This is a genomic window from Enterobacter sp. ECC-219 (genome assembly GCF_043966805.1).
GTDB lineage: Bacteria > Pseudomonadota > Gammaproteobacteria > Enterobacterales > Enterobacteriaceae > Enterobacter > Enterobacter cloacae_N.
In genome coordinates, this window is record NZ_CP143680.1 from 1,790,259 (window position 1) to 1,803,744 (window position 13,486).

The window sequence follows — 13,486 nt, forward strand, 5'->3', positions numbered from 1 at the left end:
CAATAAAAACAAGGCTGGTAAGTCATTTCGCACTTGCCAGCCTTTTTTTGTATAGCTAATTTAGATTGCTGATTAGGTCAGCCATCAACAACGGGTGTTGTAAGGTCATGGCAGGCCTGATATAACTGCTGCGCGGTCGCGTTGTGAAGGACTCAGGCGCGATATAAATTATAAAGAGAGGAAGAGAACAGTGAATAAATCTCAACTGATTGACAAAATTGCTGCTGGTGCTGATATTTCTAAAGCTGCAGCTGGACGTGCGTTAGATGCATTAATTGCTTCTGTTACTGAATCTCTGCAGGCTGGGGACGACGTTGCACTGGTAGGCTTCGGTACTTTTGCTGTTAAAGAGCGTGCTGCCCGTACTGGCCGCAACCCTCAGACCGGTAAAGAGATCACCATTGCTGCTGCTAAAGTGCCGGGTTTCCGTGCAGGTAAAGCGCTGAAAGACGCAGTAAACTGATTGCTTTCCCGTTTCAGGGAAGCCGGATAGTACAAGGGCGCATCGTTTGATGTGCCTTTTTTGTTTGTCCAGACCTGATTTGTGCGAGTTTATGCGAGTTGTGGGCTGACAATCGCCCCGTTTTCTTGTCACAATACGCCTTTACGCGCGACGGGCAGGATTTTCCGTCAGCGTCAGGTAACCAGTCACCTACAGCGGAGTGTTGTTACACCATGATGGACAGCTTACGCACGGCTGCTAACAGTCTCGTGCTCAAGATTATTTTCGGTATCATTATCGTGTCGTTCATATTGACCGGCGTGAGCAGTTACCTTATTGGCGGTGGCGCGAACTATGCCGCAAAAGTGAATGGCCAGGAAATCAGCCGTGGTCAGTTCGAGAATGCTTTTGCCGGTGAACGTAACCGTATGCAGCAACAGCTGGGCGACCAATTCTCTGAACTGGCGGCGAATGAAGGGTACATGAAAACCCTGCGCCAACAGACGCTGAACCGTCTTATCGACGAAGCGCTGCTGGATCAGTATGCCAAAAAGCTGGGCCTTGGCATCAGCGACGAGCAGGTGAAAAAAGCGATCTTCGCCACTCAGGCATTCCAGTCTAACGGTAAATTCGACAACGCGCGTTACAACAGCATCGTCAACCAGATGGGCATGACGGCGGATCAGTACGCGCAGGCGCTGCGTAACCAACTGACCACTCAGCAGCTTATCAATGCCGTTGTGGGCACCGATTTTATGCTCAAAGGTGAAACGGAAGAACTGGCTGCGCTGGTAGCACAGCAGCGCGTTGTCCGTGAAGCGACCATTGATGTGAACGCCCTGGCGGCGAAACAGCAGGTGAGCGACGCAGAGGTTAACGCCTGGTACGAGCAGAATAAAAACGCCTTTGTTTCTCCGGAGCAGTTCCGCGTCAGCTACATCAAGCTGGATGCAGCTGCGCTGCAGGAAAGCGCCTCTGACGCGGAGATCCAGTCTTACTACGACCAGCATCAGGATCAGTTCACTCAGCCGCAGCGTAACCGCTACAGCGTGATTCAGACCAAAACTGAAGCAGATGCTAAGGCGGTACTGGATGAACTGAACAAAGGCGCTGATTTCGCCACCATTGCGAAAGCGAAATCTACCGATATCATCTCTGCGAAAAACGGCGGTGATATGGGCTGGCTGGAAGATGCAACCACGCCGGACGAACTGAAAAATGCCGGCCTGAAAGAGAAAGGCCAGCTGTCTGGTGTGATTAAATCATCCGTTGGTTTCCTGGTCGTGCGCCTGGACGACATCATCGCGGCGAAAACCAAGCCGCTGGCTGAGGTTCGTGATGATATCGCTGCGAAAGTGAAACAGGAAAAAGCCCTGGATGCCTACTACGCGCTGCAGCAGAAAGTGAGCGATGCTGCCAGCAACGACAACGAATCTCTGGCAGGTGCAGAGCAGGCAGCGGGTGTGAAGGCGGTTGAGACGGGCTGGTTTGGTCGCGACAACCTGCCGGAAGAGCTGAACTTTAAGCCGGTTTCTGATGCCATCTTTAACGGTGGTCTGGTGGGCGAGAACGGTACGCCGGGCAGCAACTCTGACATCATTACCGTCGACGGCGATCGTGCGTTTGTTCTGCGCGTCAGCGAGCACAAGCCAGAAGCGGTCAAACCGCTGGCGGAAGTGAAGGATCAGGTCGTCGCTCAGGTTAAGCACAACAAAGCGGAACAGCAGGCGAAACTGGATGCTGAGAAGATTCTGTCTGACCTGAAAGCGGGTAAACAGGACGCGCTGAAAGCGGCTGGCCTGAGCTTCGGTGAGGCGAAAACGCTGAGCCGTACCGGTCAGGACCCAATCAGCCAGGCTGCGTTTGGCCTGACGCTGCCGTCCAAAGACAAGCCAAGCTTCGGCACCACCACCGATATGCAGGGTAACGTTGTTCTGCTGGCACTGGACGAAGTGAAAGCCGGCACCCTGCCAGAAGCGCAGAAGAAGGCGATGGTTCAGGGCATTACTCAGAACAATGCTCAGATTGCTTTCGAAGCCATGATGAGCAACCTGCGTAAAGAAGCCAAAATTAAGCTGGGCGATGTCATGACTCAGCAGCAATAATTACGTGTCTGCTCGCAGATTTTCGTAACGCTCTGCAAAAACTAAAGGCCGCTTTCGCGGCCTTTTCCATTTCTGCAATCTGCTGTTTGTGCCTGTTTTCTCCGGGAGCTATCGTTGCGTGGCTGTCAACAAACAAGGAGATAACAGCATGAAATGTGGAATCAAAGCACTGTTAATTACGCTGGCTATTGCCACCACCGGGATGAGCGCGGGCGCGCTGGCGGCGACGCCCGCCGCCAAACCACAGACCACGCAGAGCAAATCTGATGCGATGGCGCCGGTGCAGGGGCAAACCAAAGCGGCTGACGCCGTTAAAAATACGGATGATGACGGTACGCGGGTCAGCATTAACTCGGCCTCGGCAGAGGATCTTGCCCGCGCAATGAACGGTGTCGGCCTGAAAAAAGCGCAGGCCATCGTCAGCTACCGCGAAGAGTATGGCCCTTTCAAAACGGTCGATGATCTCAAGCAGGTCCCGGGCATGGGCAGCGCGCTGGTTGAGCGCAACCTCTCACACCTGGCACTGTAATAACGCAATTTCTTGCACTGCGGCAAAAGTTTGCCAGGATAAAGAGGTCATACCAGTTATGACCTCTGATCCTATAACAACGTAAGGCTATTGCGCTATGCAGACAAAAGTCAAAGTACGCGGTTTCCATCTTGATGTTTACCAGCACGTTAACAACGCCCGCTATCTCGAATTTCTTGAAGAAGCGCGCTGGGACGGACTAGAGAACAGCGAAAGCTTTCAGTGGCTGACCGCGCACAACATCGCTTTCGTGGTCGTCAATATCAACATCAACTACCGCCGCCCGGCCGTGCTGGGCGATGTGCTCACCGTGACCAGCCAGGTACAACAGCTAAACGGCAAGAGCGGCGTGTTAAGCCAGGTGGTGACGCTCGATCCAGAAGGGCAGGTAGTGGCTGATGCGCTGATTACCTTTGTCTGTATCGATCTGAAAACTCAGAAAGCGCTGCCGCTGGAAGGGGAGCTGCGGGAAAAGCTGGAGCTGATGATCGCTTAGAAAATCTGTCTTTTATAAAAGACAAAAGGATTTTTCAGGGATAGAATAATGGACAGGGACTACGTTGTTGAACGTTACCGGACCCGTGACGGGAAAGTGCCGTTTGAGGAGTGGGTAGCGAAGATGAAGCGAAAGGATCCAGAATTGGTGTTTCGGATCCTTCTGCGAATTGACCGTGCTGAGAAAGGGAATTTCGGTGATTACCGATATCTCAGAGAGGGTATCTGGGAATTGAAAATGGATTGTGGTCCCGGTTATCGAATCTATTTTGCAGTAGAGCATCGGGAGATCCTATTGTTGCTGATCGGCGGTGACAAAAAGAGCCAAAAGACTGATGTGAAACTGGCAATAGATTACTGGAATGATCATCAAAAGGATAAATCCGATGAGCAAAAGCGAACGAAAATTCTCTAGCTCCGTCAGTCACGATGAAGCTGTTGTTAAGATGCTGCGTGAAAATCCCTCCTATGCTCAGTTGTATCTGCAAATTGCACTGGAGGAAATTTATGAAGACCAGGGGATCCCAGCCTATTTGATTGCGCTCAGACGCGTCATCGAAGCCCGTGGCGGCATAGGTGAAATCTCTGCCAAAGCCGGTCTTTCCCGCCAACAGCTATATCGAACCTTATCAGACAACGGCAACCCAACGCTGACTACGCTAATGAAGGTGACCCGTGCTGCCGGGGTAAAACTGTTCGACAGCACGGTGAGGTAGCCTTATTTAAGCCCGGTTTTTTGCTTCATTGCCGCCATTACGCCGACTTTATCAGCCAGGTAGTGGTTCAGTCCGTTAGCGCGCAGATTACAGGCGGCGCACTGGCCGCAACCGTCGCCTTTGATACCGTTATAGCAGGTGAGGGTTTCGCTGCGAACTAAATCCAGCTTGCCCCAGTAGTCGGCCAGAGCCCAGGTTTCGGCTTTATCCAGCCACATGAGCGGGGTTTCAAAGCGCGTCTCTTTTGCCATCCCCAGATTGACGGCGTGGTTGAGCGCTTTTACAAACTCATCACGGCAGTCCGGATATCCTGAGAAGTCGGTCTCGCATACGCCCGTAATTACCGCTTCGGCTTTTACCTGATAGGCATAAATTGCCGTCAGGGTCAGGAACAGAATATTACGGCCCGGCACGAAGGTGTTCGGAATGCCGCTGGCATCGGGTTCGTAGTCCGGGACGGGAATACTGTCCCGGGTGAGGCTGCTGACTGCCAGTTCATTTAACAGCGTAACGTCCAGCACCTTGTGCGCGCGTGCCCCCAGTTTCAGGGCAAGTTCACGGGCAACGTCGATTTCAGCGCGGTGACGCTGGCCATAATCGAAAGTCACACAGTGAACTTCATCATACTGATTAAGGGCCTGAACCAGGCAGGTTGTAGAGTCTTGTCCTCCGCTGAACACGACGACGGCACGTTTCATAAATCATCTCGACTGTTACGGTAAAAACGTTATATTACCGTCTGGCTACGGCGGCGACCAGCTTCTTCACGATTTGGGGGCGGGTAGCCAGGCTTCGGTAAAATCAAACCAGCCGCGGGTGTTGAGGCGTATGCCGTTGACCCCTGGCGGGGCGCTGATTTGATATTGATAGTTAAAAAGCGGCGTCAGCACCGCATTCTCCATCAGGCGGTTGAAAATGGCTTGCAGACCGGCGTGTCGGTCCCGAGCTTCGGCCTGCGACTGCACCGCATCCAGCGTGGCTTGCAAATGAGCGTAGGCCGGTGCGCTTAACACGTGCGGCCACAGTGCATCGCAGCGCAGCCACTGCTCAAGCGTATACGCTGGCGCTTCGCCAATCAGCCTGTCCCCCATCATGATATCTGCATCGGCAAGCTGCTGGCATCCGTCCCACGTCTTGGCGTCGTGGAAGACGACGGTCAGTTCACAACCCTGTCGCGCCAGGTACGTTTTTAACTGGCTGGCCATGGTGTGAAGCTCAACGGGAAGATGGTAAACCAGCGTCAGCGACTCGGGCAGGGCAACGTCCGTTAAATCAGGCCATTCGGGAATTGTCCAGCCGGGAAGCAGTTCCTGAGTGGGCGTAATGAGCCCTTCATTGAGCGGAAGCGTGTGCAGAAGCCTGGAGAGATGGATGATATTGATAAGCCGCTTTGCCTGGAGCTCACTCAGACGCGCGCTCTGTTTCAGCGTGAGGTAACAGAAGCCCAGACTGGTACTGCTGCTGACCAGCCTCAGGGTTTCCAGCTCATCGGCCTCGCCAATCGCAATTTGCACCGGGTGACGACAACTGGTACCCAGCCTGTAATCAAACAGCTGGGGAGTGATCCAGTATTCGATGGCTTTAAGCAGCGGATGACTCAGGTGGTACTGCTCATGGCTTTCCAGACGAACCAGGTCGGGCTCAAAGGCGGCCAGCCGGAAGGGACCGCAGCCAACCGCAGGATGGTCGGGATGCGCCAGACGACTGCAGTAGGTTGCCAGCCTGTGCGCCAGCCAATAGTCCGGTTGATGCAGCACAAACGTCAGACACTGTGGATGCGTTGTTTCGATACGTAAGACGCTCCGAAACAGGGTGCGCAGGGCGGGAAGCGTCAACAGCGCGGTCAGGCTTCGCTGGAGTTGCGCCGTTTCTATTTTATCGCCGTTATGCCAGTGCAGCGTGGAGCGAATATAGAAATGCCAGCGCAGCCCGTCAGCAGAGACCTCCCAGTGATGCGCCAGATCGCCCGTAGGTTCACTGCTGTTGCCGTTAAAACGCGTCAAACCTGAGAATACCTGTCCCGCCAGATGCTGCTCCGCCCGGCCAGGCAAGAAGCCCGGCTGAAGCGGCTCCAGCGAGCGATAGTAGGGGATGCGCAGCGTCGGCGTGTCGTTTTGCCATTGCCCGCCTAAAAACGGATGCAGCAACGATCTCAGCGCGTCCGGCGCAAGCTGCGCCAGCTCCAAAGCGTTATGCTGCTGCCCGCTCTTCAGTGCCTCTTCCATCATCGCATTGCGCAGTGACTCCGGGCTGGCATGGAACGTCAGCTCACCGCGCTTGCCGCGACCAGACCGCGCGCGCCAGCTGAGCCAGCCCGCCTCCTGAGCCTGGCGCAGCAGGGTGCGGACATGCCTCTCGCTACAAAAACAGCGGCTTGCAAGCTCGCTTACGGTTACGAGCTGCGGAGCGCCGGCGGAAGGTTGCCACAGGCGTTGATACTGATTAAGACGGTTAAGCTGGCGCATAAGAAACCCGGAACAATAATTTTCATCTATTCACTATTACTTCCGTATATCTCACACGATACTGATGCACAAGTTAATCGCATCACATTTCAGGAGTAAACATGGCCCGGCTCGCTGCATTTGATATGGACGGTACGTTGTTAATGCCGAATCACCGTCTGGGGGAGAAAACGCTGAGTACCCTCAAGCGCCTGCGCGAGCGTGATGTCACCCTGACGTTTGCTACGGGTCGCCACGTGCTGGAGATGCGTCATTTGCTGGGCGCGTTTTCCCTGGATGCGTTTTTAATCACCGGCAACGGGACGCGCATTCACACCGTTGAAGGAGAGGTGCTGCACCGCCAGGATCTCAACCCGGAAGTGGCGGACATCGTGCTGCACAGTACCTGGGACACGCGGGCCAGTATCCACGTCTTTAACGATCAAGGCTGGTTTACCGGAAGCGAAATCCCCGAATTATTGCACGCGCATGTTTATAGCGGCTTCAAATACCAGCTTATCGATCTGCGTCGGATCCCCGCCCACGCGGTGACCAAGATCTGCTTCTGTGGCGATCACGACGATCTTTGTCGCTTACGGATTCAACTGAATGAGGCGCTTGGCGACCGGGCGCACCTGACCTTCTCGGCGGTAGATTGTCTGGAAGTGCTGCCGGTGGGCTGTAACAAAGGTTCCGCCCTGGCGGTACTGAGCGACCACCTGGGCTTAACGCTGCAGGATTGTATGGCGTTTGGCGACGCCATGAATGACCGCGAAATGCTGGGCAGCGTGGGGCGCGGTTTGATTATGGGGAATGCGATGCCGCAGCTGATCGCAGAGCTTCCTCATCTGCCGGTTATCGGACACTGCGGTAACGAAGCGGTGTCCCATTTTTTGACGCATTGGCTGGACAACAATAACCTCCCATATTCCCCCGAATAGTGAGACCCTTCCAGCAAGCCAGACTTCGGTCTGGCTTTTTTTTATTTCAGCAGCTGCGCAATCTGCGCTTTCCACGGGGTGATGTCGCCGATGTTGGCCTGTACCCACTCCGCATTGTAGTAGGTCTCAAGATAGCGTTCTCCGCTGTCGCACAGCAGCGTGACGATGGAGCCGGTACGGCCTTCCTCGCGCATGCGTGCCGCAAGCTGCAGTGCGCCCCACATGTTGGTGCCCGTTGATGCACCAACCTTGCGGCCGAGCTGCGTCTCCAGCCAGTGCGCGGTGGCGATGCTGGCAGCGTCCGGCACGCGAAGCATTTCGTCCACCACATCCGGGATGAACGACGGTTCCACGCGCGGGCGCCCAATCCCTTCAATTTTACTGCCCACCGGGCTGCGCAGGCCGGCATCGCGGCTTTGCCAGTAGTCGAGGAAGACGGAGTTCTGCGGGTCAACCACCATCAGCTGGGTATCGTAGCCCTGACAGCGGATGTAACGTCCGATAGTGGCTGACGTGCCGCCGGTACCGGCGCTCATCACAATGTACGACGGAACCGGATGCGGCTCGTGGGTCATCTGGCGGAAAATACTGTCGGCAATGTTGTTATTGCCGCGCCAGTCCGTTGCGCGCTCGGCGAAGGTGAACTGGTCCATATAGTGGCCGTTTAGCTCGCGGGCCAGCATTTCAGAGGCGGCGTAGATTTCGCAGGCGCTTTCCACAAAGTGGCAGCGTCCGCCGTAAAATTCGATCTGCTCGATTTTACGTTTTGCAGTGCAGGAGGGCATCACGGCGATAAACGGCAGGCCCAGCAGGCGGGCAAAATAGGCTTCGGACACCGCCGTTGAACCAGATGAGGATTCAATGATGGTGGTGCCTTCTTTAATCCAGCCGTTACATAAACCGTATAAAAACAGGGAGCGCGCCAGGCGATGCTTCAGGCTACCGGTAGGATGGGTACTTTCATCCTTCAGGTAGAGCTGAATACCGTCAAATCCCGGCAGGGAAAGGCGAATCAGGTGCGTATCCGCCGAGCGCTGATAGTCGGCATTGATTTCACTGATGGCATGTTTAACCCAGGTGCTATTCATCGTAGTTATCCGTTTGTCATTTTGTGCCCAGCATAGCGAAAAGCACAGAAAAAATTGTTGCTATCTGGCCTTTAAAATAGAATGAAGGGAGAAAAATTTTCTCTGTGAGGTGGGTATGCTAGATAAAATTGACCGCAAGCTCCTTTCATTGCTGCAAAGTGACTGTACCCTCTCTTTGCAGGCGCTGGCAGATGCCGTTAATCTGACCACCACACCGTGCTGGAAGCGCCTAAAAAAGCTGGAAGATGACGGTATTCTGCTGGGCCGCGTCGCGTTACTCGATCCTGAAAAACTGGGGCTTGGGCTGACGGCATTTGTGCTGATAAAAACTCAACACCACAGCAGCGAGTGGTATTGCCGCTTCGTCACTCAGGTATCTGAGATGCCCGAGGTGCTCGGCTTCTGGCGTATGGCCGGCGAGTACGATTACCTGATGCGCGTCCAGGTGGCTGACATGAAGCGCTATGATGACTTCTACAAGCGGCTGGTGAACAGCGTCCCGGGCTTGTCGGACGTCACCTCAAGCTTCGCCATGGAACAGATAAAGTACACCACAGCATTACCCATTGAATAACTTCGTAAAATACCTTCAGGAACAAACCGCGTGCGATTATTTGCCCAATTAAGCTGGTACTTTCGTCGGGAGTGGCAACGCTACCTCGGTGCAGTCGCCCTGCTTATTATCATTGCCATTTTGCAGCTGATCCCGCCGAAGGTGGTGGGCTACGTCGTGGATGGCGTCACTGAACAGCATTACACCACCGCACGGGTGTTGATGTGGGTCGGCACGCTGGTGCTGACGGCGGTCATTGTTTATCTCCTGCGCTACGTCTGGCGCGTGCTGCTTTTTGGTGCGTCCTATCAGCTGGCCGTTGAGCTGCGCGAAGATTTTTACCGCCAGCTGAGCCGACAGCATCCTGAGTTTTATCTCCGCCACCGCACCGGGGATCTTATCGCTCGCGCGACTAACGACGTCGATCGCGTGGTCTTTGCCGCCGGGGAAGGGGTGCTGACGCTGGTGGACTCGCTGGTGATGGGCTGCGCGGTGCTGATCGTCATGTCCACGCAGATCAGCTGGCAGTTGACCCTGCTGGCGCTTCTGCCGATGCCGCTGATGGCGCTGGCGATCAATCGCTACGGCGAACAGCTGCACGAGCGCTTCAAGCTGGCGCAGGCGGCGTTTTCATCTCTGAACGATCGCACCCAGGAGAGCATGACCAGCATCCGCATGATCAAAGCGTTTGGCCTGGAGGACAGGCAGTCCGCGCTGTTTGCCGCCGATGCGGCGGACACGGGGACGAAGAACATGCGCGTCGCGCGTATCGACGCCCGGTTTGACCCGACGATTTATATCGCAATCGGCATGGCAAACCTGCTTGCCATTGGCGGCGGGAGCTGGATGGTGGTGCAGGGCACGCTGACCCTGGGGCAATTAACCAGCTTTGCGATGTATCTGGGGTTAATGATCTGGCCGATGCTGGCGCTGGCCTGGATGTTTAACATTGTTGAGCGCGGCAGCGCCGCCTACAGCCGCATTCGCGCCATGCTGGCCGAAGCCCCGGTGGTCAATGACGGCAGCGAAGCGGTGCCGGAAGGGCGCGGCGTCATGAACGTCGACGTTCGTAAATTTGTCTATCCGCAAACGGAACATCCGGTGCTGGAAAACGTTAGCTTTACGCTGCAGCCGGGCCAGATGCTGGGCATCTGCGGCCCAACGGGGTCCGGTAAAAGTACCGTTCTCTCTCTGCTGCAGCGCCACTTTGACGTCACCGAGGGCGATATTCGTTTCCATGATATCTCCCTGACGAACCTGCTGCTGGACGAGTGGCGCGGTCGCCTGGCGGTCGTCAGCCAGACGCCGTTTTTATTTTCGGACACCGTGGCGAATAACATTGCTCTTGGTCATCCGTCGGCGACGCAGGAAGAGATCGAACACGTGGCGCGCTTAGCCAGCGTACATGACGATATTTTGCGCCTGCCGCAGGGCTATGAAACGGAAGTCGGGGAACGTGGCGTCATGCTCTCCGGCGGGCAGAAACAGCGGATCTCGATTGCCCGCGCGCTGCTGCTGAATGCTGAAATCTTGATCCTGGACGATGCGCTTTCCGCCGTGGACGGCCGTACCGAGCATCAGATTCTGCATAACCTGCGCCAGTGGGGCGACGGCCGCACGGTGATTATCTGCGCCCACCGTTTGTCAGCGCTCACTGAGGCCAGCGAAATTCTGGTCTTACAGCACGGGCACATTGCCCAGCGTGGGCAGCATGAAGCCCTTGTCGAACAGCCGGGCTGGTACCGCGATATGTATCGCTATCAACAGCTTGAGGCGGCGCTGGACGATGCGCCGGGACAGGATGAGGAGGCCGCCAATGCGTAAGCTCGGAACGATGTGGCCGACGCTCAAACGTCTGCTGGCTTACGGCTCGCCGTGGCGTAAACCGCTCTCCGTGGCCGTGCTTTTACTCTGGATTGCGGCGATTGCTGAGGTGAGCGGCCCGCTGCTCATCAGCTATTTTATCGACAACATGGTCGCCAAAAGCTATCTGCCGCTGGGGCTGGTAGCGGGCTTAGGCGTGGCCTACGTTGGCCTGCAGCTGGCGGCGGCAGGGCTGCACTATGCGCAGTCGCTGCTGTTTAACCGTGCAGCCGTGGGCGTCGTTCAGCAGCTGCGCACGGATGTGATGGACGCGGCGCTGCGCCAGCCGCTCAGCGAGTTTGATATCCAGCCGGTCGGGCAGGTGATTTCGCGCGTGACCAACGATACCGAGGTGATCCGCGATCTGTACGTCACCGTGGTCGCGACGGTGTTACGCAGCGCGGCGCTGATTGGCGCGATGCTGGTGGCGATGTTCAGCCTCGACTGGCGCATGGCGCTGGTGGCGATTACCATCTTCCCGGCGGTGCTGATCGTGATGGTGATCTACCAGCGATACAGCACGCCGATTGTGCGCCGGGTTCGCGCCTATCTGGCCGACATCAACGATGGTTTCAACGAAGTGATTAACGGCATGAGCGTCATCCAGCAGTTCCGCCAGCAGGCCCGCTTTGGCGAGCGGATGGGGGAAGCCAGCCGTTCGCACTACATGGCGCGTATGCAGACGCTGCGCCTGGACGGTTTCCTGCTCCGTCCGCTGCTCAGCCTTTTCTCTGCTCTGGTACTCTGCGGGCTGCTGATGCTCTTTGGGCTGAGCTCAAGCGGTACGATTGAAGTCGGCGTGCTGTACGCCTTTATTAGCTATCTCGGACGTCTTAACGAGCCGCTGATCGAGCTCACTACCCAGCAATCGATGCTGCAGCAGGCGGTCGTCGCCGGTGAGCGAGTGTTTGAGCTGATGGACAGACCGCGCCAGGCCTACGGCAATGATGAGCGACCTCTGCAAAGCGGGGATATTGCCTTTGATAACGTCTCGTTTGCCTATCGCGAAGACCGGCTGGTGTTGCAGGACATTACGCTGGATGTTCCGTCGCGCGGTTTTGTTGCGCTGGTAGGGCATACGGGCAGCGGCAAGAGCACGCTTGCCAGCCTGTTGATGGGCTACTACCCGGTCACGCAAGGCGAAATTCGCCTCGACGGACGCCCGCTCGCGTCTCTCAGCCACAACGTGTTGCGTAAAGGCGTCGCGATGGTGCAGCAGGATCCGGTCGTTCTGGCCGATACCTTCTACGCCAACGTGACCCTGGGGCGGGACTATACCCAGGAGCAGGTCTGGGACGTGCTGGAAAAAGTGCAGCTGGCAGAACTGGCGCGCGGGTTTAGCGATGGGATCAATACGAAGCTGGGCGAGCAGGGGAACAACCTCTCCGTGGGGCAAAAGCAGCTTCTCGCGCTGGCGCGGGTGCTGATCGAAACCCCGCAGGTGCTGATTCTGGATGAAGCGACGGCCAGCATTGACTCCGGCACCGAGCAGGCCATCCAGCAGGCGCTGGCCGCCGTGCGCGATCATACGACTCTGGTGGTGATTGCCCACCGCCTTTCCACCATTGTCGATGCCGATACCATTCTGGTGCTGCACCGGGGACAAGCCGTGGAACGCGGCACGCACCGTGAACTGCTGGAAGCTAAAGGACGCTACTGGCAGATGTACCAGCTTCAGCTTGCGGGCGAAGAGCTGGCCGCCAGCGTGCGTGATGAAGAGTCGCTCAGCGCCTGATGCACCAAAACAAAGCAACGCGCTAACAGTCATTCCTGTTGGTGCAATACTGAAACGCACCGTGCACCGACATGGTGCGTTTTTTTTCGCCGGTTCGTTAATGAAGACGGCGTAACGCTCGTCGCACCGCTTTCCCCCCTCGTTTTCATTTCTGGCACACCCCTTGCAATACCTTCTGCGTGAGCTGCGGCCATTACCGAATTCTGACTGGAGGGGATCTATGAAGCTGGTTACGGTGGTAATCAAACCATTCAAACTCGAAGACGTGCGTGAAGCGTTGTCTTCAATGGGTATTCAGGGACTGACTGTCACCGAAGTGAAAGGCTTTGGTCGTCAGAAGGGTCATGCCGAGCTTTACCGCGGGGCGGAATACAGCGTTAACTTTCTGCCAAAAGTAAAAATTGATGTCGCGATTGCTGACGATCAGCTTGATGAAGTGATTGATGTGATTAGCAAAGCGGCCTACACCGGCAAAATTGGCGACGGCAAAATTTTCGTTGCCGAACTGCAGCGCGTCATTCGCATTCGTACCGGCGAATCTGACGAAGCGGCACTGTAAATAACGCCTGGCACAC

The 13,486-nt window shown here is 56.0% G+C and carries 14 protein-coding genes; 11 read left to right on the forward strand and 3 right to left on the reverse strand.

Translation table 11 applies throughout. The annotated features are described in order from the left end of the window. Positions 1–190: 190 nt before the first annotated feature. The 6 genes from hupB to V1603_RS08400 all read left to right on the forward strand — a co-directional run bounded on the left by hupB (position 191) and on the right by V1603_RS08400 (position 4,287). Positions 191–463, forward strand: a complete 273-nt coding sequence (gene hupB, locus V1603_RS08375) for a nucleoid-associated protein HU-beta (protein WP_002444653.1) — start codon at positions 191–193, stop codon at positions 461–463. A 212-nt stretch (positions 464–675) separates the two neighbouring features. Next, positions 676–2,547: a peptidylprolyl isomerase gene (ppiD, locus tag V1603_RS08380; protein WP_116341609.1), complete on the forward strand. Its 1,872-nt coding sequence runs from the start codon at positions 676–678 to the stop codon at positions 2,545–2,547. A 148-nt stretch (positions 2,548–2,695) separates the two neighbouring features. Further along, positions 2,696–3,076, forward strand: coding sequence for a helix-hairpin-helix domain-containing protein (locus V1603_RS08385; RefSeq protein WP_395313759.1), 381 nt, complete (start codon positions 2,696–2,698; stop codon positions 3,074–3,076). A 97-nt stretch (positions 3,077–3,173) separates the two neighbouring features. Then, positions 3,174–3,572: a YbgC/FadM family acyl-CoA thioesterase gene (locus V1603_RS08390; protein ID WP_395313760.1), complete on the forward strand. Its 399-nt coding sequence runs from the start codon at positions 3,174–3,176 to the stop codon at positions 3,570–3,572. 48 nt (positions 3,573–3,620) lie between these two features. Further along, positions 3,621–3,986 carry a type II toxin-antitoxin system RelE/ParE family toxin gene (locus tag V1603_RS08395; RefSeq protein WP_116341603.1) on the forward strand — a complete coding sequence of 122 codons (366 nt, stop codon included), beginning with the start codon at positions 3,621–3,623 and terminating at the stop codon, positions 3,984–3,986. Then, the gene (locus tag V1603_RS08400) at positions 3,958–4,287 is read left to right on the forward strand and encodes a DNA-binding protein (RefSeq protein WP_116341601.1); all 330 of its coding nucleotides are present in this window, start codon (positions 3,958–3,960) and stop codon (positions 4,285–4,287) included. The genes V1603_RS08395 and V1603_RS08400 overlap by 29 nt, the downstream gene beginning before the upstream one ends. 2 nt (positions 4,288–4,289) lie before the next feature. Here V1603_RS08400 and queC read toward each other — a convergent pair whose 3' ends face one another. Together queC and V1603_RS08410 are read right to left on the reverse strand one after the other, a co-directional pair. Continuing rightward, complete coding sequence (queC, locus tag V1603_RS08405; RefSeq protein WP_395313761.1) at positions 4,290–4,985, reverse strand: 7-cyano-7-deazaguanine synthase QueC; 696 nt, start codon at positions 4,983–4,985, stop codon at positions 4,290–4,292. Between the two features lie 66 nt (positions 4,986–5,051). Beyond that, a complete protein-coding gene (locus V1603_RS08410) occupies positions 5,052–6,752 on the reverse strand; it encodes an SgrR family transcriptional regulator (RefSeq protein WP_163330429.1) in 1,701 nt (566 codons plus the stop codon). Positions 6,753–6,853: 101 nt separating this feature from the next. Here V1603_RS08410 and cof point away from each other — a divergent pair, with 101 nt between their 5' ends. Next, a complete protein-coding gene (gene cof / locus V1603_RS08415; protein ID WP_163330430.1) occupies positions 6,854–7,672 on the forward strand; it encodes an HMP-PP phosphatase in 819 nt (272 codons plus the stop codon). 41 nt (positions 7,673–7,713) lie between these two features. Here the strand turns inward: cof and V1603_RS08420 are convergent, their stop codons facing one another. Further along, positions 7,714–8,760: a PLP-dependent cysteine synthase family protein gene (locus V1603_RS08420; protein WP_166710273.1), complete on the reverse strand. Its 1,047-nt coding sequence runs from the start codon at positions 8,758–8,760 to the stop codon at positions 7,714–7,716. A gap of 115 nt (positions 8,761–8,875) precedes the next feature. On the opposite strand from V1603_RS08420, the gene V1603_RS08425 reads away from it, so the two are divergent. The 4 genes from V1603_RS08425 (at position 8,876) to glnK (ending at position 13,470) form a co-directional block, all read left to right on the forward strand. Then, positions 8,876–9,334 (forward strand): Lrp/AsnC family transcriptional regulator, encoded by a 459-nt coding sequence (locus V1603_RS08425; RefSeq protein WP_008503307.1) that lies wholly within the window; start codon positions 8,876–8,878, stop codon positions 9,332–9,334. A gap of 30 nt (positions 9,335–9,364) precedes the next feature. Further along, positions 9,365–11,137 (forward strand): SmdA family multidrug ABC transporter permease/ATP-binding protein, encoded by a 1,773-nt coding sequence (locus V1603_RS08430; RefSeq protein WP_166710275.1) that lies wholly within the window; start codon positions 9,365–9,367, stop codon positions 11,135–11,137. Beyond that, the gene (locus tag V1603_RS08435) at positions 11,130–12,911 is read left to right on the forward strand and encodes a SmdB family multidrug efflux ABC transporter permease/ATP-binding protein (protein WP_166710277.1); all 1,782 of its coding nucleotides are present in this window, start codon (positions 11,130–11,132) and stop codon (positions 12,909–12,911) included. Before V1603_RS08430 ends, V1603_RS08435 begins: the two co-directional genes overlap by 8 nt. A gap of 220 nt (positions 12,912–13,131) precedes the next feature. Then, the gene (gene glnK, locus V1603_RS08440) at positions 13,132–13,470 is read left to right on the forward strand and encodes a P-II family nitrogen regulator (RefSeq protein WP_008503304.1); all 339 of its coding nucleotides are present in this window, start codon (positions 13,132–13,134) and stop codon (positions 13,468–13,470) included. Positions 13,471–13,486: the final 16 nt, after the last annotated feature.

Coding starts and splice junctions, on each gene's coding strand:
- ppiD (WP_116341609.1), top strand. CDS start 676: ATGATGGACAGCTTACGCACGGCTGCTAACAGTCTCGTGCTCAAGATT.
- V1603_RS08385 (WP_395313759.1), top strand. CDS start 2,696: ATGAAATGTGGAATCAAAGCACTGTTAATTACGCTGGCTATTGCCACC.
- V1603_RS08390 (WP_395313760.1), top strand. CDS start 3,174: ATGCAGACAAAAGTCAAAGTACGCGGTTTCCATCTTGATGTTTACCAG.
- V1603_RS08395 (WP_116341603.1), top strand. CDS start 3,621: ATGGACAGGGACTACGTTGTTGAACGTTACCGGACCCGTGACGGGAAA.
- V1603_RS08400 (WP_116341601.1), top strand. CDS start 3,958: ATGAGCAAAAGCGAACGAAAATTCTCTAGCTCCGTCAGTCACGATGAA.
- queC (WP_395313761.1), bottom strand. CDS start 4,985: ATGAAACGTGCCGTCGTCGTGTTCAGCGGAGGACAAGACTCTACAACC.
- V1603_RS08410 (WP_163330429.1), bottom strand. CDS start 6,752: ATGCGCCAGCTTAACCGTCTTAATCAGTATCAACGCCTGTGGCAACCT.
- cof (WP_163330430.1), top strand. CDS start 6,854: ATGGCCCGGCTCGCTGCATTTGATATGGACGGTACGTTGTTAATGCCG.
- V1603_RS08420 (WP_166710273.1), bottom strand. CDS start 8,760: ATGAATAGCACCTGGGTTAAACATGCCATCAGTGAAATCAATGCCGAC.
- V1603_RS08425 (WP_008503307.1), top strand. CDS start 8,876: ATGCTAGATAAAATTGACCGCAAGCTCCTTTCATTGCTGCAAAGTGAC.
- V1603_RS08435 (WP_166710277.1), top strand. CDS start 11,130: ATGCGTAAGCTCGGAACGATGTGGCCGACGCTCAAACGTCTGCTGGCT.
- glnK (WP_008503304.1), top strand. CDS start 13,132: ATGAAGCTGGTTACGGTGGTAATCAAACCATTCAAACTCGAAGACGTG.